The 21689-nt window shown below is 73.6% G+C and carries 18 protein-coding genes; 7 read left to right on the top strand and 11 right to left on the bottom strand.

Annotation, left to right across the window (positions count from 1 at the left end; translation table 11 throughout):
* Positions 1-36 precede the first annotated feature (36 nt).
* Both ACIOWN_RS19015 and ACIOWN_RS19010 read right to left on the bottom strand, forming a co-directional pair.
* Positions 37-534, bottom strand: coding sequence for a DUF3017 domain-containing protein (locus ACIOWN_RS19015; RefSeq protein ID WP_362346503.1), 498 nt, complete (start codon positions 532-534; stop codon positions 37-39).
* On the bottom strand, positions 524-1378 hold the full coding sequence (locus ACIOWN_RS19010) for a bifunctional methylenetetrahydrofolate dehydrogenase/methenyltetrahydrofolate cyclohydrolase (RefSeq protein ID WP_326803750.1): 855 nt from the start codon (positions 1376-1378) through the stop codon (positions 524-526). Before ACIOWN_RS19010 ends, ACIOWN_RS19015 begins: the two co-directional genes overlap by 11 nt.
* A 254-nt stretch (positions 1379-1632) precedes the next feature.
* Here ACIOWN_RS19010 and ACIOWN_RS19005 point away from each other — a divergent pair, with 254 nt between their 5' ends.
* The 4 genes from ACIOWN_RS19005 (at position 1633) to ACIOWN_RS18990 (ending at position 5248) form a co-directional block, all read left to right on the top strand.
* On the top strand, positions 1633-2292 hold the full coding sequence (locus ACIOWN_RS19005) for an RDD family protein (RefSeq protein ID WP_401982834.1): 660 nt from the start codon (positions 1633-1635) through the stop codon (positions 2290-2292).
* A gap of 132 nt (positions 2293-2424) precedes the next feature.
* The gene (locus ACIOWN_RS19000; RefSeq protein WP_362346507.1) at positions 2425-3171 is read left to right on the top strand and encodes an FHA domain-containing protein; all 747 of its coding nucleotides are present in this window, start codon (positions 2425-2427) and stop codon (positions 3169-3171) included.
* The gene (locus ACIOWN_RS18995; protein ID WP_401982833.1) at positions 3168-4757 is read left to right on the top strand and encodes a serine/threonine protein kinase; all 1590 of its coding nucleotides are present in this window, start codon (positions 3168-3170) and stop codon (positions 4755-4757) included. The genes ACIOWN_RS19000 and ACIOWN_RS18995 overlap by 4 nt, the downstream gene beginning before the upstream one ends.
* Positions 4758-4891: 134 nt before the next feature.
* Positions 4892-5248 (top strand): hypothetical protein, encoded by a 357-nt coding sequence (locus ACIOWN_RS18990; protein ID WP_362346511.1) that lies wholly within the window; start codon positions 4892-4894, stop codon positions 5246-5248.
* A 74-nt stretch (positions 5249-5322) separates the two neighbouring features.
* On the opposite strand, the gene purH is transcribed toward ACIOWN_RS18990, so the two are convergent.
* Both purH and purN read right to left on the bottom strand, forming a co-directional pair.
* A complete protein-coding gene (purH, locus tag ACIOWN_RS18985; protein WP_362346513.1) occupies positions 5323-6885 on the bottom strand; it encodes a bifunctional phosphoribosylaminoimidazolecarboxamide formyltransferase/IMP cyclohydrolase in 1563 nt (520 codons plus the stop codon).
* A complete protein-coding gene (gene purN, locus ACIOWN_RS18980) occupies positions 6882-7511 on the bottom strand; it encodes a phosphoribosylglycinamide formyltransferase (RefSeq protein WP_401982831.1) in 630 nt (209 codons plus the stop codon). The genes purH and purN overlap by 4 nt, the downstream gene beginning before the upstream one ends.
* A 383-nt stretch (positions 7512-7894) precedes the next feature.
* Between purN and ACIOWN_RS18975 the strand changes: the two genes are divergently transcribed.
* Complete coding sequence (locus ACIOWN_RS18975) at positions 7895-8686, top strand: hypothetical protein (protein WP_362346515.1); 792 nt, start codon at positions 7895-7897, stop codon at positions 8684-8686.
* Here ACIOWN_RS18975 and ACIOWN_RS18970 read toward each other — a convergent pair.
* Positions 8676-10505: a DUF6350 family protein gene (locus ACIOWN_RS18970; protein ID WP_362346517.1), complete on the bottom strand. Its 1830-nt coding sequence runs from the start codon at positions 10503-10505 to the stop codon at positions 8676-8678. The two genes, ACIOWN_RS18975 and ACIOWN_RS18970, sit on opposite strands and share 11 nt — an antisense overlap.
* A gap of 96 nt (positions 10506-10601) precedes the next feature.
* Between ACIOWN_RS18970 and ACIOWN_RS18965 the strand changes: the two genes are divergently transcribed.
* Entirely contained in the window at positions 10602-11501 is a 900-nt protein-coding gene (locus ACIOWN_RS18965) for an RNA polymerase subunit sigma-70 (RefSeq protein ID WP_362346518.1), read from the top strand.
* 140 nt (positions 11502-11641) lie between these two features.
* Here the strand turns inward: ACIOWN_RS18965 and sucD are convergent, their stop codons facing one another.
* From sucD to ACIOWN_RS18935, 6 genes are all read right to left on the bottom strand, one after another.
* Positions 11642-12526 (bottom strand): succinate--CoA ligase subunit alpha, encoded by an 885-nt coding sequence (gene sucD / locus ACIOWN_RS18960; RefSeq protein ID WP_362346520.1) that lies wholly within the window; start codon positions 12524-12526, stop codon positions 11642-11644.
* 21 nt (positions 12527-12547) lie between these two features.
* The gene (sucC, locus tag ACIOWN_RS18955) at positions 12548-13729 is read right to left on the bottom strand and encodes an ADP-forming succinate--CoA ligase subunit beta (RefSeq protein WP_100569831.1); all 1182 of its coding nucleotides are present in this window, start codon (positions 13727-13729) and stop codon (positions 12548-12550) included.
* A 430-nt stretch (positions 13730-14159) separates the two neighbouring features.
* Positions 14160-15218 (bottom strand): hypothetical protein, encoded by a 1059-nt coding sequence (locus tag ACIOWN_RS18950; protein WP_401982830.1) that lies wholly within the window; start codon positions 15216-15218, stop codon positions 14160-14162.
* A gap of 105 nt (positions 15219-15323) precedes the next feature.
* On the bottom strand, positions 15324-16508 hold the full coding sequence (locus tag ACIOWN_RS18945) for a VWA domain-containing protein (protein WP_401982829.1): 1185 nt from the start codon (positions 16506-16508) through the stop codon (positions 15324-15326).
* Positions 16505-18922, bottom strand: coding sequence for a DUF5682 family protein (locus ACIOWN_RS18940; protein WP_362346526.1), 2418 nt, complete (start codon positions 18920-18922; stop codon positions 16505-16507). Before ACIOWN_RS18940 ends, ACIOWN_RS18945 begins: the two co-directional genes overlap by 4 nt.
* A 114-nt stretch (positions 18923-19036) precedes the next feature.
* Positions 19037-20188 carry an AAA family ATPase gene (locus ACIOWN_RS18935; RefSeq protein ID WP_362346527.1) on the bottom strand — a complete coding sequence of 384 codons (1152 nt, stop codon included), beginning with the start codon at positions 20186-20188 and terminating at the stop codon, positions 19037-19039.
* A 133-nt stretch (positions 20189-20321) separates the two neighbouring features.
* Here ACIOWN_RS18935 and ACIOWN_RS18930 point away from each other — a divergent pair, with 133 nt between their 5' ends.
* The gene (locus ACIOWN_RS18930; RefSeq protein ID WP_401982827.1) at positions 20322-21677 is read left to right on the top strand and encodes an SWIM zinc finger family protein; all 1356 of its coding nucleotides are present in this window, start codon (positions 20322-20324) and stop codon (positions 21675-21677) included.
* The last annotated feature ends 12 nt before the right edge of the window (positions 21678-21689 follow it).

The following is a 21689-nucleotide window of genomic DNA, read 5'->3' as shown; positions in this document are numbered from 1 at the left end:
GTCCTGACTCGGGGGAGAGGACGGGCCGCCGCGTGCTCAGCCGTTGCGGACCGTGAAGTGCAGCGCGTCGTCCAGGAACGGGATCTCCAGCCAGGGCCTCGGCTGGGCCATCAGCGCCAGCAGGACGATGGCGCAGCCCAGTACGGCGAAGGTGACGATGTCCGTGAAACGGGAGCGGACCGCGAGCATGCCGACCCGGGGCAGGAACCAGCGCAGCGCGGCCCCGCCGAGCAGCGCGAGGCCGATCAGCAGCAGACCGACCCTGAAGGCGTCGAGGGCGGTCACCAGCAATCCGAGCCCCACCGTGCCCAGCACGGCCAGCAGCGGCCACTGCCGGGCGGGCGCCGGGGCGCCGCCGGCCGCGGCCCGGCCGCCGCCCTCCGGCCGGGCGGTGTCCCGGGTGAACAGCGGAAAGCGCCGTGTCCCCCGGCGCGCCCTGCCCGTGGCGTCCACCACGCCGACCGGGTCACGCACCTCTGTCTCCGGCTCCGCGGGAGCGGCCTCCCGCCCGGTGCCCTCCACGTCAGCCGACACTGCGCTCCGCCGCCTCGACCACGTTCACCAGCAGCTGGGCGCGGGTCATCGGGCCGACCCCGCCCGGGTTCGGGGACAGCCAGCCGGCCACCTGGGCCACGTCCGGGTGGACGTCGCCCACGATCCGGCCCTCGGCGTTGCGGGAGACACCGACGTCGAGGACGGCCGCGCCGGGCTTGACGTCCTCGGCGCGGACCAGGTGCGGGGAGCCGGCCGCGGCGACGATGATGTCCGCCCGGCGCAGGTGCGCGGACAGGTCGCGGGTACCGGTGTGGCACTGGGTCACCGTGGCGTTCTCGCTGCGCCGGGTGAGCAGCAGCGGCATCGGACGGCCGATGGTCACGCCGCGTCCGACGACCACGACCTCGGCGCCCTTGATCTCCACGCCGTGGCGGCGCAGCAGCGTCAGCACGCCGTTGGGGGTGCAGGGCAGCGGAGCGGGCTCGTTGAGGACGAGCCGGCCGAGGTTCATCGGGTGCAGGCCGTCCGCGTCCTTGTCCGGGTCCATCAGCTCCAGGACGCGGTTCTCGTCGATGCCCTTGGGCAGCGGCAGCTGGACGATGTAGCCGGTGCAGGTCGGGTCCTCGTTCAGCTCCCGGACGACCGCCTCGATCTCCTCCTGGGTCGCCGTGGCCGGCAGTTCCCGCTGGATGGAGGCGATGCCGACCTGGGCGCAGTCACGGTGCTTGCCGGCGACGTACTTCCGGCTGCCGGGGTCGTCCCCGACCAGGATCGTGCCGAGGCCGGGCGTGACGCCCTTCTCCTTCAGCGCCGCCACGCGGGCGGTCAGATCGGTTTTGATCTCGGCTGCGGTGGCCTTGCCATCGAGAATCTGGGCGGTCATGTCCTTATCCTCGCGGATGACCGGCTCCGGGTTCCAATCCGGGAGGCCCGTGGGCTCTTCCGGGCGTCCGCACACATGATCGGCGATGTTGCACTTGCACAACACATGGCTCCCCGGGCTGGACAAAATCTCGCCCCGCCTAGAACGATGAACGCCGCAACATCGCGGGTCGGGTTCGGGGGGCAAACCGCTCAGATCGTGTCGTTCCTCCGCGCAGTCCGCGTCGTCCCCGCAGTTCAACGGAGGAACCGGCCATGAGTTTCGGCTCGCCCAACGATCCTTACGGAGCGCCGCAGAACCCGCAGCAGGGCTACGGCCAGCCCCAGCCGCAAGGCCAGCCCGGCTACGGCTACCCGCAGGCGCCCCCCATCCCGCCCCAGCAGGGTTACGGCTACCCGCAGCAGCCCAGCCACCCGGGCGGCGCCGGCCCCCGCGTCGCGTCCATGGGGCGCCGCTTCGGTGCCCGTCTGATCGACGGCGTCATCTACGGCGTCATCTACGGCATCCTCATCGCCGCGGGTGCCTCCAGCTTCATCGGTGCGGCCAAGGACTGCGATCCGAACGCCGCCGACTACAACACCTGCATCGACAACGCGAGCGCCGACTTCGTATCCAAGTTCGGCGCCATCATCGGCACTCTGATGCTCGTCGTCCTGCTCTACGAGTGGCTCATGGTCGGCCTGGTGGGCCGCACCCTGGGCAAGATGGCCGTCGGCCTGTACGTGGTGAACGCCGAGACGGGCGGCAAGCCGGGACTGGGCAAGGCGTTCATCCGCTGGATCATCCCGGCGGTGGGCAGCGTCGCGTGCGGTATCGGCCAGCTGCTGGTCTATCTGTCCCCGTTCTGGGACAAGTCGGGCCGCCAGCAGGGTTGGCACGACAAGGCCGCCGGCACCATGGTCGTACAGAACTGACACACGCCGCGCAAGAGAACACTTCGCGCCATTCATTCTCAAGGGCCGTGTCCCATCCCGTAAGGGGGGACACGGCCCTGGTGCGTCGCCCTAGTCTGGATTCCGTAGCCGTCAGGCACGGGGAGACTCACCTTGTACAGCATCATCGTGGTACCTCCGCCGTCCACGGGGGACGGACGACACAGCACCCAGTTCCGGCTCGCGCCCTGCGAGCGCCTCGCCTTCGGGCGCTCCGCCCCGGACAACGACCTGGTGATCGCGCACGACGGGGTGTCCCGCCGCGCCGGTGAGATCACCGCGCACGGGGCGTTCTGGATATTGAGCAACCTCTCCGCCCGCCACACGTACGTCGTGGAGAACCCGGAGGGCGCGGGCGAGCACATCAAGGTCGCACCGGGGCGGCTGGACGCGCCGGTTCCCTTCGAGTTCTCCCGGATCGTGCTGCCCGCGGCCGGGGACCTGCTGCCCATCGAGGTGTGGGCGCCCCGGCACGACTATCTGAGCGGCGCGGACGGAACCGACGGCGACCCCACGACGCCCGCCTTCTCCGTGGACCGCAGCAAGCGCTACTTCGCGGTGCTCGCCGCCCTGTGCGAGCCGCGGCTGCGCGGGGACCCGCACGCCGCGGCGCCGACCGTCGACCAGGTGGTCGAGCGGCTGCGCCCGGCCTGGCCGGCCGCGTCGCGCACCTCGGTGCAGTGGAACATCGACTACCTGGCCGTGAAGCTGCGGCTCAAGCCCGGCCCGGAGACCGCCGAGACCGGTCCCCGGCTCAACGGGAAGAAGGAGTCGCTGGTCTCCCTGGCCCTGCGCTTCGACCTGGTGCGCGAGGACGACCTGGCCGTCCTCGCGGGCCGGCCGAGCCGGGTGCCGCGGTGACCGAGCCGTACGCCGTGCCGGTGCCCCGCGGGTACCGGGTCGGCGTCTGGGAGGTGCGCAGTCCCATCGCCACGGGCGCCTTCGGCAGCGTCTACGAGGGGCGCCGCACCGGAGGCGACGGGACGCTGCCGCGCACGGCCGCCCTGAAGTTCCTGCCCACCGGCACCGGCACCCCGCGCCGGCTCACCCATCTGCGGGAACTCGTGGAGCGCGAGGTCGCGTTGCACCGCAGGCTGCGCCGCCCGCGGCTGATCAGGATGTACGAGACCCTCACCGTCGACGACCCGGCCCACCCGGACCTGGACGGTGCCACCGTGCTCGTCCTGGAGAAGGCCCGGGGCTCGCTGGCCGCCCTGCTCGACGCCGGGCCCGCACCCGCCACGGGACCCGTGCTGCTGGCGCAGATCTGCGAAGGGCTCGCCCAGCTGCACCGGGCGGGCTGGGTGCACGGGGACCTGAAACCGGCCAACGTGCTGCTGATGCCGGACGGTTCGGTGCGCCTGGCCGACTTCAACATGGCCGCCGAGCTGGAGGGCACCCACGCCTACACCCCGGCCTTCTGCACCCCCGACTACACCCCGCCCGAACTGCTGTGGTCCGAGATCGGCGAGCGCGGGCGCCGGATCCGCCCGTCCACCGACGTATGGGCCTACGGCGTCCTCGCCCATCTGGTCCTCACCGGCGCCTTCCCGCTGCCCGGCGCCACCCCGAGACTGCGCCGGGACGCGGCCGCCGCCTACGCCGGCGGAGCGCAGGAACTGCGTCTGTCCCCTGGACTCCCGGAAGCCTGGCGGGAAATCGTCGGCGGCTGCCTCGCCCGTACGCACGAGGACCGCATCGGCACCGAGGCCCTGCTGCGCCGGGTCGCGGCAGTGGCCGGGACGGCCCGCCCGCCCCGCATTCCGAAGGCCCCCCGGCTTCCCCGGCTTCCCCGGATGGTCCGGCTTCCCGGAGCCCGTCGCCGGCGTCGCGCGGTCGTCCTGGGCGCGGCGCTCACCGCGGCGGCCACGCTCATGCTCGTCCACACCTTCGGCACCCGCGCGGACCGCACGCCCGACGCCGAGGAAGCCGCACAGGCGGCGACGCCCGCCGCATACGGTTACGGCGCCGCCGAACTCCGCACCGACCGGGGCGTCCCCGTCGTCTACCGGCGGCTGATCATCGACGCCGCGCACCACTGCGCGCAGCCGGACGTCACGCCCGCGCTGATCGCCGCCATGCTGAAGGTGGAGAGCGACTTCGACCCGGGCCTGTCCGACCCTGCCGAGGACGAGTACGGCATCGCGCGCTGGACACCGGCGGTGCTGCGCTGGTGGCTGCGGTCCGACGGGGAGCCGGTGCGCTCGATCCCCCGCCCTCCCTTCTCCCCCGACGTCTCCGTCCCGGCCATGGGCCGTTACCTGTGCTTCATCGAGCCGCGGCTGGCGGCCGGACTCGCCGGCGACCGGCGGGTGCTGATCGCCGTCGCCTACCGGACGTCGTACCGGAAGGTGAACGGGGCGGGCGGAGTCCCCCCGGAGTACCGCGACTACGGCGACCGTGTCGCGCACTACCTCAAGGAGTACACGCCGCCGGGCGGGAAGTGACCCTGGGACGTCCGAGGTACCGCGGCCGCCCTGCCCGCGGCACGGTGGAGCCGTCCACCCCACGGGGTGGCAGGACCTCGACGAGGTCCTCGACCCGGACAGGAACATCAGGCAGGAACAAGGGGGAAACAGTCATGACCATCATCCGCAGGGCACTCGCCGTGTGCGCCGCCACCGTCACCGCCGGCGCAGCTCTCGCCCTCGGCGTCGCGGGCAGCGCCCAGGCGGCGTCGCCGTGCTGGAAGAGCGGCTCCGTCTGGTACTGCAACAACGCCAGTGGCGCCAACGTCTACAAGAGCACCAACACGGGGACCGTCGTGGGCCGCATGTACTCCAACCCGTCCTGGTTCGTCTGCAAGTTCGACGGCGGGCAGAACCACGGCGGCCCGCACCCCACCCGCTGGGTCTGGACCCAGGCGGACAACGGGGCCTGGGGCTGGATGAGCGACAACAACATCGCCTCGGAGACCAACCCGCTGCCCACGTGCTGACGCCGGCGTGAGCGCGGCCTCCGGCTCTCTCGTGGAGAGGGCCGGAGGCCGCGGTCGTCAGGGGCGTCCGCCGATCAGTGGAAGAAGTGGCGGGTCCCGGTGAAGTACATCGTCACGCCCGCCTTCTGCGCGGCCTCGACGACCTGCTCGTCGCGGATCGAGCCGCCCGGCTGGACGATCGCGCGGACACCGGCGGCGATGAGGATCTCGGGGCCGTCCGGGAACGGGAAGAACGCGTCCGAGGCGGCGTAGGAGCCGTCGGCCCGCTCGGCGCCGGCCCGCTCGACCGCCAGCTTGCAGGAGTCGACACGGTTGACCTGGCCCATGCCGACGCCGACCGAGGCGCCGTTCTTGGCGAGCAGGATCGCGTTGGACTTGACCGCCCGGCAGGCCCGCCAGGCGAAGGCGAGCTCGGCCAGCTCGTCGGCCGGCAGCGCCTCGCCGCTGGCGAGGGTCCAGTGGGCCGGGTCGTCGCCGTCGGCCTGGAGCCGGTCGGTGGCCTGGAGCAGCACGCCGCCGTCGATGTGCTTGGCCTCCACCCGGCCGCACGGGCCGTTCGGGGCCTTCAGCACCCGGATGTTCTTCTTCTTGGCCAGGGCCTCCAGCGCGCCGTCCTCGTAGTCCGGCGCGACGATGACCTCGGTGAAGATCTCCGCGACCTGCTCGGCCATCTCCTTGCTGACCGGGCGGTTGACCGCGATCACCCCGCCGAACGCGGACAGCGGGTCGCAGGCGTGCGCCTTGCGGTGCGCCTCGGCGACGTCCGCGCCGACCGCGATGCCGCACGGGTTGGCGTGCTTGATGATCGCCACGCAGGGCTCGTCGTGGTCGTACGCGGCACGGCGGGCGGCGTCCGTGTCCGTGTAGTTGTTGTACGACATCTCCTTGCCGTGCAACTGCTCGGCCTCGGCGAGTCCGCCGACCGGGCCGCCGGTGTAGAGGGCGGCGGGCTGGTGCGGGTTCTCGCCGTAGCGGAGGGTGTTCTTTCGCGCGTAGGTGGCGCCGAGGAAGTCGGGGAAGGAGGACTCGTCGGCGGGCGCGTAGGAGGAGGCGAACCAGGAGGCGACGGCCACGTCGTAGGCGGCCGTGTGCTGGAAGGCCTCGGCGGCCAGCCGCTTGCGGGTGGCGAGGTCGAAGCCGCCGTCCCGCACCGCGGCGAGGACGTCGGCGTAGCGGTCCGGGCTGGTGACGACGGCCACGGACGGGTGGTTCTTGGCGGCGGCGCGGACCATCGAGGGGCCGCCGATGTCGATCTGCTCGACGCACTCGTCGGGCGAGGCGCCGGAGGCGACGGTCTCGCGGAACGGATAGAGGTTGACCACGACGAGGTCGAAGGGCTCGACACCCAGCTCGCCCAGCTGCCGCCGGTGGTCCTCCAGGCGCAGGTCGGCGAGGATGCCGGCGTGCACCTTCGGGTGCAGGGTCTTGACCCGGCCGTCCAGGCACTCGGGGAAGCCGGTGAGGTCTTCGACCTTGGTGACGGGCACGCCGGTCGCGGCGATCCGGGCGGCGGTCGAGCCGGTGGAGACGAGTTCGACGCCGGCTTCGTGCAGCCCGCGCGCGAGCTCCTCCAGGCCGGTCTTGTCGTAGACGCTGACGAGCGCGCGCCGGATGGGCCGCTTGTTCTCGGCGGTCACTGGATAACTACCTTTCGTCCCTCGATGCGATAGCCGTTGCGGGCGAGCCGCCCCACGACCTCGACGAGCAGCCTTCGCTCGACTTCCTTGATGCGCTCGTGCAGCGCGCTCTCGTCGTCCTCGTCCCGGACCTCGACCACGCCCTGGGCGATGATCGGGCCGGTGTCGACGCCGTCGTCGACGAAGTGGACGGTGCAGCCGGTGACCCTGGCGCCGTACGCGAGCGCGTCCCGCACACCGTGGGCCCCGGGAAAGCTGGGCAGCAGGGCGGGGTGCGTGTTGACGAACCGCTCGCCGAACCGCGTGAGGAACTCCTTCCCCACGATCTTCATGAACCCGGCGGAGACGACGAGGTCGGGCGCGTGGGCGGCGACGGCCTCGGCCAGCGCCGCGTCCCACTCCTCGCGCGTGCCGTAGTCCTTGACCCTCCGCACGAAGGTCGGCACCCCGGCACGCTCCGCGCGCGTCAGCCCCTCGATGCCGTCGCGGTCGGCACCCACGGCGACGATCTCGGCGCCGTAGGCCTCGACTCCCGTCTCGGCGATCGCGTCGAGGAGCGCCTGAAGATTGGTGCCGGATCCGGAGACCAGCACGACGAGGCGCTTGGCCACGGGCTTGGCGGCCACGATGGGGCCCTTTCTCGGGAAGCTGTTTTGTACGGTCGTACGAATGCTTCGCGCTTCCGGATACGGGGAAGCCTACGAAGCGGCCGACCGTCAGCAACGATACCGGCACATCGGACGGCCCCCATGGGACGGGGGCGTGGCCGGAAGGTAGCGTCTGGGGGGAGCTGGTACGGGAACGCACCGCACGCACCGCACGTTGACGCGGTGAGAGACCCCGGACCGTGGGCACCCAGCGCACTCGGGGGGACGCTCAGCACCGGAAGGATCCGTGCCCGCGCGGTCGTGCCGGACCATCCGTGCCCGATCGGACGTGCCGGACCTGTCGTGCCAGATCATTTCGTGCCAGACCATTCGTGACTCACCAAGGGGAAGACGCTCACTTGATGCCGCACCGCAGCCTGCGACTCTCCACGCTCCCTCCGCAGCCGGCGGGAGGGCGGCGCGGTGCCGTATTGCTGCGGGAGCGCCCGTCCTCGCCTCCGGACGCGTCCTCGGAAGGACGGTCCCCGGACGGGCGGGACGGCGCCGGGCGCGGCAGCGCCACCCCGGACGACAACCCCTTCGCACCGCCGCCGGAGGGCACCCCCGACCGCCCGTGGCAGCCCCGCCCCCAGTCCGGCGGTGACGGCTCGTCCGAGGGCGGGTCCGACGGGTCCGGCGACGGCGGCCACTGGGGCAGCCAGTGGAGCGACCGCCAGCCCGGGCGCTCCCCCAACGGCTTCGGCGAGCGCCCGCAGCGGCCCGGCGGCCCGCAGAACCCGGGCGGCGGCCCCGGCCCGCGCTGGGACCCCACCGACCCCGCCCAGCGCCGCGCGCGGTACGCCCTGCTGTGCGGCATGTGGGCCTTCTTCTTCGCCCTGTTCAGCTGGCCGTACGTGGCCCTGCTGCTGGGCGCGCTCTCCCTGCACTGGGGCATCAGCTCGCTGCGCGCCAGGCCCCGCGGGCAGGACCCCGACAGCCCGGCCACCGGGGGCCGCCCGCAGACGACGGCCGCGGTCAGCGGTCTGGTCACCGCGTCCCTGGCGCTCGCGCTGGTCGCCGTGAACTTCACGGCGCAGATCGTCTACCGCGACTACTACTCGTGCGTGAACGACGCCCTCACCAACGAGGGCAAGCAGTCCTGCGACCAGCATCTGCCGCAGGAGTTGCGGGGCGTGCTGGGGATCAGCGACTGACGGGGGCGTCCGGCGCGGGGGGTTCCTCCGCGCCGGGGTCCTGTGCGCAAGGCTCCCACCGGGCGGGCGGAGCGACCGGGTTGCCCTGACCTGGGGCCGGAGGTGGATCCACCGGCGTCGCGGTTCCCCTCGGCCTGGTGCTCTCTTCCCCCTCCGCGGCCTCCCCCGGTGCCACCGCGCCCGCCGCCGTCTCCTTCGGAGAGGTCAAGCGGGCCTGCCGGGCTGCTTCCTCGTGCCGGGAGGGGGCTCCCGGCACCGGCGGGTCGAGGTGCAGGACGTCGTACGGCTCGAGGAGGTCGTCAAAGGGAACGGGCACCGGTGCGGGCTGCGGGGACCGGGGCTTCGGGGTCTTCGCCCGCAGGAGCAGGCCCCACCTGCTCACCCGCGCGCGCACGGCTTCGGCGGCCGACGGCCGCGGCACCGTGACGGCGGCGCCCGCCCCGGCCCCGCCGGTCTTCGGCCGGGGCGCGCCGCCCGCCTGCACCCGGACCGAGCGGCAGCGCCACGCCCACAGCGCCACCGCCGTCGGAACGGCCCCCAGCGAGGTCCACACCAGTGCCGCCGCGCCCACCTGCCACCCCACCGGCCCGAACCGGGCGAGCGCGGCGTCCCCGAGCGGGCCGCCGGCCAGCGCCGCGAGTGCCCCGAGGACCGTCGCGCACAGCAGGCAGGCCAGCCCGGCACCGGCCACCGTCCGCCGCCACGACCAGGCCCGCAGGCCGGTGCGTGCCTCCCCGCCGTCCCGCTCCCGGTCGCCCCGCTCCTCCCGTACCGCCGCCCCGGCCACGAACCAGCCCATCGTCAGCCCCGCCGCCACCGGCACCGACGCCGTCGCCCAGTTCAGCTCGGTGCCGGGTCCGGGGTCCGGTACCGCGGCGAGCAGCGGGAAGGACGGCAGCAGCGGGGCCGGAGCGGAGGACAGCGGGCCGACGACATGACCGGCGCCGAGCACGAACCCGGGCCCGGCGCAGTACGCCGCCGCCCACAGCACCGCGTTCGGCAGCAGCGCCAGGCACAGCAGCAGCACGGCGAACCGCCCCGACCAGCCCTCGGTCAGCTCCAGGAAGGCCCGCTGGACCGTCCCGGCGTGCGCCACCAGTGACACCGCGAGCACCACGGCCCCGCCGCCGGCGAACACCATGGCCCCGGCGCCCGCCGCCCGTGCCGCGGCACCGAGGCGCGCCCGCGGGCCGGGTCCGAGGAGCAGCCGCCGAGCACCGCCCGGCAGCAGGCGCAGCGCCCGCTCCAGGGGCGCCCGGGGGCAGCCGTACGCCGTCCACACACCACTGCCCGCGGCCGCCGCGGTGACCAGCGGTACGCACACCGCCGCCCATGCCCAGGAGGGCCGCAGCGCACCGCCGGCCGCGTACGCGGCGCCACCGGATCCGACGGCGAGGTAGCCGAGGACGACGCCCGCCCAGGCGGTGTGCGGGGGGACGAGCGGCCCGCCGTCGCCCCCGTCGGTCGTGTCCCGGGCCGCCCGGTGCACCAGCAGCACGGGCAGCGCGAGCAGCAGCAGCGGGATCACGCCGACGGGCGCGGGAACCCCGGTGAGGGTTTCGGTGCGGACCAGTTCGGAGCCGTGTGCCAGCAGCCACAACGCGGCAGCGACGTGCAGCGCGCCGCCGGGTCCGCTGTCCGGATACGGCGAGCTGATCCACAGGACGATGACGAGCACGGCGAACGAGCCGAGGCCGAGGCCCGCCGCGACCGCACCGCTGAGGAACCCGGCTCCGAGGCCGGGTGAGCGGTCCCTCAGGCGGGTGCGGAGACGCGACAGCGGGGAACGTCGGCGGGTCGTCTGGATCACGGCCTCCATGCTCCCAACGGCACACGCTTTCCGGGCGCAACAGGCGAACCTCCGCCGTGTCACCCAATATACGATTATGTGCCTATTTACACGGAGGGACGCATCATGACGCACAGTCATGCGAACCCGCTGCCATCCCCCACGGAGGACCGGCGCTCCGGCGCGAACGCCTCCCTGACGCGGGATCAGGCCGTCGACGAGACGGGCACCCCGCTGACGCCCGCTCAGGCCTTCGACGCGCTGTACGCGTTCTGCGCCCCCGCCCTCGTCCGGCAGGCCTATCTGCTCACGGGCCGGCACGAGCGGGCCCGTGAGTCCGTGGAACAGGCCTTCCAACTGGCCTGGCAGCGCTGGCCGGAGGTCGCGCACGACCGGGACCCGGCGGGCTGGATGCGGGCGACGGTGTACGAGTGCGCGCTGTCCCCCTGGCACCGCTTCCGCCGGCGGGGCCGCACCCCCGACCCGCCGTCCGACCCCGCGGACCGCGCGCTGCAGAGCGCCCTGCTGCTGATCCCGCCGTCGTACCGGCGCACCCTCGTGCTCTACGACGGTGTCGGTCTCGATCTGCCCGAGACGGCGGCGGAGACGGAGGCGAGCACTCCGGCCGCGGCGAACCGGCTGATGCACGCGCGCGAGGCGCTCGCCGCGCAGCTCCCCGAGCTGGCCGACCCCGCGGAGCTGCACCGGCGGCTGGTCCGCCTGGCCTCGACGGAACGTCTCGGGGCGGGCGAGCCGGCGGGCGTGCGCGCGACCGGGGAACGCCGGACCCGGTTCTGGACCCGGTCCGCCATCGCCTTCACGGCCACCATCATCGGTGCGACGACGCTCACCCTGCGCACCGCGCCCACGCACTACCTGGCCCCGGTGTCCCCCGGACACGCGATCCACGGGCTGCCGGTGCAGGGCATGCTCGGCCCGCTCCCGCCGGAGGCGCTCAAGCTGCGCGCCGAGCTGAGGAAGGTGGCGGCGGGCGGACCGGAGCGGCTGACTCCGGGCGCCAGATGACCCGGCCCTCCACCCGTGCGGCCGGTCCGTGCACGGAAACGCCGGTGGGCCCGCCGGAAACGCCGGTGGGCCCGCCCCCATCCGGGGACGGGCCCACCGGGCCGGCTCAGGAGAACTGAGCCGCCGAGGGCGGCCGGTGCTCAGCTGCCGAGGATGGCGCGGGCCAGCTTGGCCGTCTCGGTCGGGGTCTTGCCGACCTTGACGCCCGCGGCCTCCAGGGCCTCCTTCTTCGCCTGCGCGGTGCCGGAGGAACCCGAGACGATGGCGCCCGCGTGGCCCATGGTCTTGCCCTCCGGCGCGGTGAAGCCCGCGACGTAGCCGACGACCGGCTTGGTCACGTTCTCCTTGATGAACGCCGCCGCCCGCTCCTCCGCGTCGCCGCCGATCTCGCCGATCATCACGATCAGGTCGGTGTCGGGGTCGTCCTGGAACGCCTTCAGCGCGTCGATGTGCGTGGTCCCGATGATCGGGTCACCGCCGATGCCGACGCAGGTGGAGAAGCCGATGTCCCGCAGCTCGTACATCATCTGGTACGTCAGCGTGCCCGACTTCGACACCAGACCGATGCGGCCCGGCTTGGTGATGTCGGCCGGGATGATGCCCGCGTTCGACTGACCCGGCGTGATCAGACCCGGGCAGTTCGGGCCGATGATCCGCGTCTTGTTGCCCTTCTTCCCGGCGTACGCCCAGAAGGAGGCCGTGTCGTGCACCGCGATGCCCTCGGTGATGACCACCGCGAGGGGGATCTCGGCGTCGATCGCCTCGATCACCGCGTCCTTGGTGAACTTCTCCGGCACGAAGATGACCGTGACGTCGGCGCCGGTCTTGTCGATGGCGTCCTTGACGGTGCCGAAGACCGGTACCTCGGTGCCGTCGAAGTCCACGCTCTGGCCCGCCTTGCGCGGGTTCACGCCACCGACGATGTTCGTGCCCGAGGCCAGCATGCGACGCGTGTGCTTCTGGCCCTCGGAGCCGGTCATGCCCTGGACGATGACCTTGGATTCCTTGGTGAGGAAGATAGCCATGGTGTTGTGTGACCTCGTCCCTTACTTCGCGGCAGCAGCCAGCTCGGCGGCCTTGTCGGCCGCGCCGTCCATGGTGTCCACCCGCTGCACCAGCGGGTGGTTGCGGTCGTCCAGGATCTGGCGACCCAGCTCGGCGTTGTTGCCGTCCAGACGCACCACCAGCGGCTTGGTGACTTCCTCGCCCTTGGACTCGAGCAGCTCCAGAGCCTGCACGATGCCGTTGGCGACCGCGTCGCACGCGGTGATCCCGCCGAACACGTTGACGAACACGGACTTCACGTCCGGGTCGCCCAGGATGATCTCCAGGCCGTTCGCCATCACCTCGGCGGAGGCACCGCCACCGATGTCGAGGAAGTTGGCCGGCTTGACGCCCTTGTGGGCCTCACCGGCGTAGGCGACGACGTCCAGGGTCGACATGACCAGACCCGCGCCGTTGCCGATGATGCCGACCTCACCGTCGAGCTTGACGTAGTTGAGGTTCTTCTCCTTGGCAGCCGCCTCCAGCGGGTTCGCGGCGGCCTTGTCGTGCAGCTCGTCGAACTCGGGGTGACGGAACTCCGCGTTCTCGTCCAGCGACACCTTGCCGTCGAGGGCGATGACGTCACCGGAGGCGACCTTCGCGAGCGGGTTGACCTCGACCAGGAGGGCGTCCTCCTTGACGAAGACCTCCCAGAGGCTGACCAGGACGTCGGCGACCTTGTCGGCGACCTCGGCCGGGAACTTGGCCGCGGCCACGATCTCCTCGGCCTTCGCCCGGTCCACACCGTCGATGGCGTCGATCGCGATCTGCGCGACGGCCTCGGGGCGGGTGGCCGCCACCTCCTCGATCTCCATGCCGCCCTCGACGGAGGCGATGGAGAGGAAGGTGCGGTTGGCACGGTCGAGGAGGAAGGAGACGTAGTACTCCTCGAGGATCTCCGGGGCGGTCTCGGCGAGCATGACCTTGTGGACCGTGTGGCCCTTGATGTCCATGCCGAGGATGTCCGTCGCGCGCGCGACGGCCTCGTCCGGAGTGGCGGCCAGCTTGACACCACCGGCCTTGCCGCGGCCACCGACCTTCACCTGGGCCTTGACGACCGACTTGCCGCCCAGCCGCTCGGTGATCTCGCGCGCCGCCTCAGGCGTGTCGATGACTTCACCGGCCAGCACCGGTACACCGTGCTTGGCGAAGAGGTCCCTCGCCTGGTACTCGAACAGGTCCACGCGCTTCCGTCCCTATCAGTGATCTCGCGGTTCGTTGGATGCGTGGGCGTGCCGCGAAGGGCAACGTGACGTCCGCTCTGGGTCACAGGGAAGGCGCACACGGTGTCCGAGCGCGCGGCATGTCCGTCTCGCAGGTTATCCCCGCTTACGGGGGTGTCCTAAATCGAGGGTCACACCTGAGCGGTGATACCTGTCACATGATGCCGCACTCTGTGGCACGGCGTGCCGTTTGAGCGGGGGCCTCACCGGCTGGGGTTCACCGGGTGAGGCCCCCTCGTACAGCCCCGAAGGGCCCGGGCGGGTGATCCCCACCCCAATGGGAACCGGCCTGCCCTTCCGCGAGGTCCCGTGCGGCACGGCCGGACGGACCGACGGCTTTCAGCCGTCCGGGTCCACCGGGCCCGCGGAGTCGGGTGCTCTCCGTGTCCGGTCAGCCGGGGAAGACGGGGACGGCCTGGTACCGGTCCCGGGTGCCGGCCTCGGCGGTCCGGGCGGCGGCGCCGGGCACCAGCCGCAGCGGAGCCCGCTCGGGCAGCGTGACGGCGTGCGCGTCGCCGTGCCGCGAGCTGCCGGAGCCGGCCGCCGCGTGGTCGCCGAGCACCCCGTCCGCGCCACCGGCGGGGCCGTGCCGCGCGGGGAGCCGGGTGGGCGGGGCGACGTGGCCGGCCCTGGGTGCGGAGTGGGTCTGTACGCGCACGGTGGCGCCGCCGAGCCCGGCAGTCGCGCCGGCGCAGCGGGGGCCGTAGGGGGTGGACGGCGCGGTGACGCCATGCCCCGTACGGGCGTTGGGCGTTCCGGTGTGCACCTTGGCCGTGGTCGGGCCCGGGCTCCCGGTCGGCTGCCGCGACTGAACCTCCCGAGCCGGGGCAACGGGCCCCGACTGCGGCTCCGACGGCAACGGCGACGGCGCCGGAAGGCCGGGCACCACGGGCACGCCAGGCACGGCAGGCACGGCAGGCACGGCAGGCACCACCGGTACCTCGGGCCCCGCCCCGGCCGCCCCGCCCACCACAGCACCGACCACGTCCCCGACCGGCTGCACAACCGGCCGGACGGCAGACCCGGTCACCACGCCCACGACGGGCTCGACGACGGGCTTCACGACGGGCCGAACGACCGAGTCGACGACCGGCTCGGCCACCGGCCGCACGACACCTTCGACGACGGGCTGAGCGATGGGCTCGGCAACCGGCTTCACGACACGCTCGACGACGGACCCGGCAACCGGCGCGGCAACCGGCCGCATCACGCGCTCGACGACGGGCTGGACGCCGGACGAAGGCGAGGACGCGGGTGCCCGCACCGCCGCGGTCACCGTCTCGGTCAACCGTGCTGCCGGTCCGCCCTCCACCGCACTCGCCTGCTGCCCGCAGACGAGTCCGAGGGCGAACAACAGCCCCACCAGTAGCCCCAGTTGCAACGCATGCCGTCCGGCCGCCGTACGCGTCGCGCGTAGAGCGGCACCGGGCAGGGGTGCTGGCCAGGTCAAGAGGGGGCGGTTCTTCCCGTACGGCGACAAGGATGTTGGGGCGTCGATCCTCGCACGGCGCTCCCGAGGGTGCGCAAGCCCTCTCCCACCGGTGGGCGGCCAATGTCACACGGCGTCCGGTATCGGAAGCGGACGCTTCTCGATCGCCGCCGCCATCACCTCCGGGAACAGGTCGGGCGTGCAGGCGAACGCCGGTGCCCCGAGCGCCGCGAGAGCAGCCGCGTGCTCACGGTCGTAGGCGGGCGCGCCCTCGTCGGAGAGCGCGAGCAGCGTCACGAACTGCGCTCCGGACGCCTTCATCGCGGCGACCCGCTTCAGCATCTCGTCGCGTATGCCTCCCTCGTACAGGTCGCTGATCAGCACGACCACCGTCTCAGCGGGCCGGGTGATCCGCGACTGGCAGTACGCCAGCGCCCGGTTGATGTCCGTGCCGCCGCCCAACTGGGTGCCGAAGAGCACGTCCACCGGGTCGTCGAGCTGGTCGGTGAGGTCGACGACGGCCGTGTCGAAGACGACCAGCCGAGTGCTGACGGACCGCATGGACGCCAGCACCGCTCCGAACACGGAGGCGTACACGACGGACGCCGTCATCGACCCCGACTGGTCGACGCAGAGGACGACCTCCTTCTTCACCGACTGCGACGCGCGGCCGTAGCCGATCAGCCGCTCGGGCACGACCGTCCGGTACTCCGGAAGGTAGTTCTTGAGGTTGGCCGCGATCGTGCGGTTCCAGTCGATGTCGTGGTGGCGCGGCCGGCTGACCCGCGCGCTGCGGTCGAGGGCGCCGGTGAGCGTGGCCCGGGTGCGGGTCGCCAGCCGCTTCTCCAGGTCCTCGACGACCTTGCGCACCACGGCCCGGGCCGTCTCCCTCGTCGTCTCCGGCATCGCCTTGTTGAGCGAGAGCAGGGTGCCGACGAGGTGCACGTCCGCCTCCACCGCCTCCAGCATCTCCGGCTCAAGGAGCAGCGAGGCCAGCCCGAGCCGGTCGATGGCGTCCCGCTGCATGACCTGCACCACGGAGGAGGGGAAGTACTTCCGGATGTCCCCGAGCCACCGCGCCACCGAGGGCGCCGAGCCTCCCAGTCCCGCCGAGCGGTCCCGCCCCGTCCGTCCCGCCGGCGGCTTGTCCCCCTTTCCGTAGAGCGCGGCGAGCGCCCCGTCCATCGCCGCGTCCCGCCCCGACAGCGCGCATCCGGTGCCGTCGGCCGGGCCGCCGCCGAGCACGAGCCGCCAGCGCCGCAGCCGCTCCTGGCCCGCGTCCGTCACGTCGTATCCCTCTCCCACGGTCATCCCGCCACCTCCGCGAGCTCGTTGCCGGGCTTCTCCCCGCCGGAGCCGGGTCCGTCGAGGCCCAACAGCAGCCGCAGCACGGGTAGTACGGCGTCCGCGCGCTCCTGGTCGGGTTCCTCGGCGAACCCGGGCACACCGCCCGTCGGACCCCCGGCCCCGCCGCCGCCCTGCCCCGGACCGCGCCGGACCAGCTCGCCGAGCGTTCTGCGCACACCCGGTTCGTACGCCGAGAAGGTGCGCCGCAGCAGCGGCAGCACGTCCGTGAACGCCTGCGCCGGCACGCCGGTGAGCCAGTCGTCGACCAGTTGGAGCAGCCGCTCGTCGTGCACGAGCAGCGTCCCGCCCCCACCGCCGACGAAGCCCTCGATCCACGCGGCCGCGTCGGCCGGCGGCGTGCCCGGCGACAGCGCGAGGCCCATGAGGCGCGCCGCCTGCTCCTGCTCGACCTCCCCGTCGTCAAGCAGCAGCCGCACCGCGCGTCCCCGCAGCACCCCGGCGACGGTGTCCCGTCCGGAAAGGGTCCGGAGCACGGTGTGCCAGCGGGCGCGCAGGCCGCCGTGTCCACCCTCGGGGGTGTCGTCGAGCAGGGCGACCGCGCCGTGCACCGCGTCCACATGGCGCCGTATCTCCTCGGCCGCGTCCGCCTCCAGTGCGACGCAGGCCGGGGGCAGGCCGACGAAGATCCGCTCGGCCAGGCCGGCCGCCACCCCGGCCAGCGCCTCGGTGTCCGTGCCGCGCACGTCCCCGTAACGCAGGGAGCGGACCAGGGCCGGCAGCGCCTGGGCGAGGTGTCCGACGTCCGCGTCGAGCGCCGCCCGGTCGGCGAGCGCGCGCATGACCACGGGCAGCGCGTCGGGCAGTTCGGCGAGCAGGCAGCGCTCCGCGAGCGCGGTGACCTCGGCGAGGGCCTGTGCGGCCGCGGCGTCCGCCTCCGCCCTGGCGGTCGCGGCGGCCAGTACGGTCGTCCCCCACACCCCGGCCTCGGCGACGCGCACCGACAGCTCCGGCTCCCAGCGCAGCCGCCAGGTCTCGCGGAACGTACCGGTGCTGCCCCGCGAGGCCGTGGACTCCCCCCAGCCCACGCCCAGCAGCCGCAGCCGGTGGAGCAGCCTGCTGCGCCCGGCGTCGGTCTCCTTGCGCAGGTCGAGCTCCAGCTCCCGCTCCGGCGCCTCCGGTTTGAGCCGCAACCGCCGTTGCAGCCGGGCCAGATCACGCTGCAACGGCACCGCGGGCGCCGCCTCCGGCACCGCGCCCAGCACGTCCCCGACCACCAGCCGGTCGTGCACCAGGGCGAGCGGCACGTCGGAGCCGTCGCACATCACGGCGCGCACCGCGTCCGTCGTCTCGCCCAGGCCCGGCAGCGGGCGGCCGCGCATCGCGGCGAGCGTCCCCGCCAGCCGCACCGCCTCGATGACGTGCGCGGAGGAGACGATCCGGTCCTCCTCACGCAGCAGTCCGGCCACCTTGGTCAGCCACCGCTCGACGGGCCGGTCGGGCGCGTCGAACAGATGGGCGTACCAGCCGGGCGAGTCGATGCCCGCGCCGTAGCCGGAGACCCGGGACAGCCGGCGGTGGGTCCAGGGCACCCAGGTCATGTCCGCCTTGACCTTGGGCAGGCCCTTCAGCAGGGCCCGGTCGGCGGCGACGGTCGCCTTCCGCCGGAGCTCGGGGACGTGCCAGGCCCCGCACACCACGGCGACACCGTCCCCGAACTCGCGCTGTGCGGCGCGCACTTGGAGGCGCATGTACGCCTCACGGGCAAGATCCCGGTGGTCCTCCCCGCCGGCGTACGCCTCCCGCAGCGCGTCCATGGCCTCCTCCAGCACCAGGAACGGGGCGAACGTGTCGCCCTCACCGGCGCCCCGGTGCTCGACCACGTCCTCCCACCAGCGCTCGGGATCGCCGTACCCGGCGGCCTCGGCGAGCGCGGCGAGCGGGTCGACGCGCACCGGGGCCTCGGCCGCGCACGCCTCCGCCGGGGGCTCCGCGGTCCCCTCCACCGCGGAGCCCTCCGCGTCGGCGCCGCCGTCCGCGGGCGGGCCGGCGTCGCCCCTGCCCCACGCGAGGGTGTGCGCGGCCGGCAGGTCGATGAAGCGGGCGGGGACGTCGTGCTCCAGTGCCCAGCGGATGGCGACCCACTCGGGCGAGAAACCGGCCAGCGGCCAGAACGCCGAACGGCCGGGCTCGTCCACCGCGTGGGCGAGGAGCGCGACGGGCGGCCGCATGTCGTGATCGGCGGCGAGCCGGATCAGCGCGTCCGCCTCCGGCGGGCCCTCGATCAGCACCACCCGCGGCCGTGCCGCCTCCAGCGCGGCCCGCACCGCACGTGCGGATCCCGGCCCGTGGTGCCGGACCCCGAGCAGCAGCGGCCCCGCGCCGTGCGGCCGTCCCCCGGCTTCCTCAACTCCCCTCACGCCGTCCCCTCCTCGTCCTCCGTCGTCCTCGCCCCCCGGTCCAGCTGGGCTCGTCGTCGGCGCGGGCCGTGCCGGCCGGCGGGAGTCCGGCGTGGGCCGGCCGTCCGGTGGCGCTCACGCGCTCACCTCCCGGCAGGCGCGGTAGAAGTCCTTCCAGCCGTCGCGCTCGCGGACGACGGTCTCCAGGTACTCCTGCCAGACGACGCGGTCGGCCGCCGGGTCGCGGACGACGGCGCCGAGGATGCCGGCGGCCACGTCACCGGCCCGCAGCACGCCGTCGCCGAAGTGGGCCGCCAGCGCGAGGCCGCCGGTGACCACCGAGATCGCCTCGGCGGTGGACAGGGTGCCGCTGGGCGACTTCAGCTTCGTCCGGCCGTCGGTGGTGACGCCGTCGCGCAGTTCACGGAAGACGGTCACGACGCGGCGGATCTCGTCGGCCCCGTCCGGGACGCCCGGCAGGTCGAGGGAGCGGCCGATCTGGTCGACGCGGCGCGCGACGATGTCGACCTCGGCCTCGGCGCTCTCCGGCAGCGGCAGCACCACCGTGTTGAACCGGCGGCGCAGGGCGCTGGACAGGTCGTTGACCCCGCGGTCGCGGTCGTTGGCGGTGGCGATCAGGTTGAACCCGCTGACCGCCTGCACCTCCTCGCCCAGCTCCGGTATCGGCAGCGTCTTCTCGGACAGGATCGTGATCAGCGTGTCCTGCACGTCGGCCGGGACGCGGGTCAGCTCCTCGACCCGGGCGGTCATGCCCTGCGCCATGGCCCGCATGACCGGGCTCGGCACGAGGGCGTCGCGGCTCGGGCCGTGCGCCAGCAGCCGCGCGTAGTCCCAGCCGTAGCGGATCGCCTCCTCCGGGGTGCCGGCCGTGCCCTGGACCAGCAGGGTCGAGTCGCCGCTGACCGCGGCGGCCAGGTGCTCGGACACCCACGTCTTCGCCGTACCCGGCACGCCGAGCAGGAGCAGGGCGCGGTCGGTGGCGAGGGTCGTGACCGCGACCTCGACGATGCGGCGGGGGCCCACGTACTTCGGTGTGATCGCCGTGCCGTCCGGCAGCGTGCCGCCGAGGAGGTAGGTGGCGACGGCCCAGGGCGACAGCTTCCAGCGGGCGGGGCGCGGACGGTCGTCGTGTGCGGCGAGCGCCGCCAGTTCGGCCGCGAAGGCGTGCTCGGCGTGCGGGCGCAGCGCCTGCGCCTCCGGTGCGTTCGCGGGCGCGGAGTGGTTCTTGCGCGGTGCGACGGGTGTCGGTTCGACGGACACAGACATGGCTGAGGCCCCCTCCAGCTCGGCCGGTTCGGATCTGTCACCAACCGTGCACCACGGCACTGACAACGCGTTCTGACCTGCGCAAACCAGCTCGCCAGGTCGGCTGTCAGTGGCAGCGTCTACCTTCGACGGCATGACTCAGCAGGGGGTGCGCTGGAGCGCGGACCAGGTGCTGTCACTGGCGCCTGACGCCGCGTCGCGCAAAGCGGGAAGCAAACTCGGCGCGGCCGGGCCGTGGTTGGAGGCGGGGTGTTCCGACAAGGGGGCGGTGTGGGGACTGTGCAAGGGCAGCGGCGGCAGGCCGTATCAGACGGTCGTCGACCTCGCGGGCGGTGCCGGGCCGGCGTACAAGTGCAGTTGCCCGAGCCGGAAGTTCCCGTGCAAACACGCGCTCGGCCTGCTGCTGTTGTGGACGGGCGACGACGGCGCGGTGCCGTCCGGGCGGGCGCCCGACTGGGCCGGGCAGTGGCTGGCGGCCCGCGGGGAGCGGACGGCGCGCAAGCGGTCGGAGGGGGCCGCGGGCCCGGCCTCCGGTTCCGCTGATCCGTGGGCGGCGCTGCGCAGGGCGGAGCGCCGGGCCGAGCGGATCACCGCGGGGGTGACGGAGCTGGAGCAGCGCCTGGCCGACCTGCTGCGCGGTGGTCTGGCCCCGGCCGAACAGGCGGGGTACGGACTGTGGGAGGAGACGGCGGCCCGCATGGTCGACGCGCAGGCTCCCGGGCTGGCGGGCCGGGTGCGGGAGCTGGGGGCCGTGCCGTCGTCGGGGCCGGGCTGGCCGGTGCGGCTGCTGGAGGAGTGCGCACTGCTGCACCTGCTGGGCCGGGGCTGGCTGGGCCGCGAGCGGCTGCCCGAGGCGTTGTCGGCGACGGTCCGTTCCCGGGTGGGCCTGCCCGTCTCCGCGGAGGGGCCCGCGGTGCGGGACCGCTGGCTCGTCCTCGCCCAGTACGACACCGCGGACGCCAGGCTGACCACGCGCAGGATCTGGCTGCACGGCACCGACTCCGGGCGTACGGCTCTGCTGCTCTCCTACGGCGCGGCGGGCCGGGCCCCGGAGCTCGCACTGCCGGTGGGTCTGGCCCTGGAGGCCGAGGTGTCCTCCCAGCCGGGCTCGGGACAGCCGCGGGCGGTCCTGGGCGAGCGGTTCGCGTCCCCGGCGCCCACCCCGATCCGTCCACCCGGTGTGACGACGGCGGAGGCGGCGGCCCGCTACGGCGCGGCGCTGCGGGACGATCCGTGGCTGGAGTCGGTTCCGGCGACACTGCGGGAGGTCGTTCCGGTCCCGGACGGAGAGTCCTGGCAGCTGGCCGACGCCGCCTCCGACTCCGCGCTGCCCCTCACGCGCGCGGCCCGGACGCGTCCGGGCCTGTGGCGGCTGGTCGCCCTGTCGGGCGGCGCGCCGGTCACGGTCTTCGGCGAGTGCGGCCACCGGGGCTTCACCCCGTTGACCGCCTGGCCGCACAGCGAAGAAAAGATGGTGACTCTGTGCTGATACCTCGACAAC

Source organism: Streptomyces sp. NPDC087787, from assembly GCF_044743035.1.
Taxonomy (GTDB): Bacteria; Actinomycetota; Actinomycetes; order Streptomycetales; family Streptomycetaceae; genus Streptomyces.
The sequence above is the reverse complement of the archived record's forward strand: the minus strand, read 5'-3'. Positions and strand labels throughout refer to the sequence as shown.

Excerpts from the sequence above, each read along its gene's own strand:
- ACIOWN_RS19010 (WP_326803750.1), bottom strand. The coding sequence starts at position 1,378 with ATGACCGCCCAGATTCTCGATGGCAAGGCCACCGCAGCCGAGATCAAA.
- ACIOWN_RS19005 (WP_401982834.1), top strand. The coding sequence starts at position 1,633 with ATGAGTTTCGGCTCGCCCAACGATCCTTACGGAGCGCCGCAGAACCCG.
- ACIOWN_RS18990 (WP_362346511.1), top strand. The coding sequence starts at position 4,892 with ATGACCATCATCCGCAGGGCACTCGCCGTGTGCGCCGCCACCGTCACC.
- ACIOWN_RS18975 (WP_362346515.1), top strand. The coding sequence starts at position 7,895 with ATGCCGCACCGCAGCCTGCGACTCTCCACGCTCCCTCCGCAGCCGGCG.
- ACIOWN_RS18970 (WP_362346517.1), bottom strand. The coding sequence starts at position 10,505 with ATGGAGGCCGTGATCCAGACGACCCGCCGACGTTCCCCGCTGTCGCGT.
- ACIOWN_RS18965 (WP_362346518.1), top strand. The coding sequence starts at position 10,602 with ATGACGCACAGTCATGCGAACCCGCTGCCATCCCCCACGGAGGACCGG.
- sucD (WP_362346520.1), bottom strand. The coding sequence starts at position 12,526 with ATGGCTATCTTCCTCACCAAGGAATCCAAGGTCATCGTCCAGGGCATG.
- ACIOWN_RS18945 (WP_401982829.1), bottom strand. The coding sequence starts at position 16,508 with ATGACCGTGGGAGAGGGATACGACGTGACGGACGCGGGCCAGGAGCGG.
- ACIOWN_RS18935 (WP_362346527.1), bottom strand. The coding sequence starts at position 20,188 with ATGTCTGTGTCCGTCGAACCGACACCCGTCGCACCGCGCAAGAACCAC.
- ACIOWN_RS18930 (WP_401982827.1), top strand. The coding sequence starts at position 20,322 with ATGACTCAGCAGGGGGTGCGCTGGAGCGCGGACCAGGTGCTGTCACTG.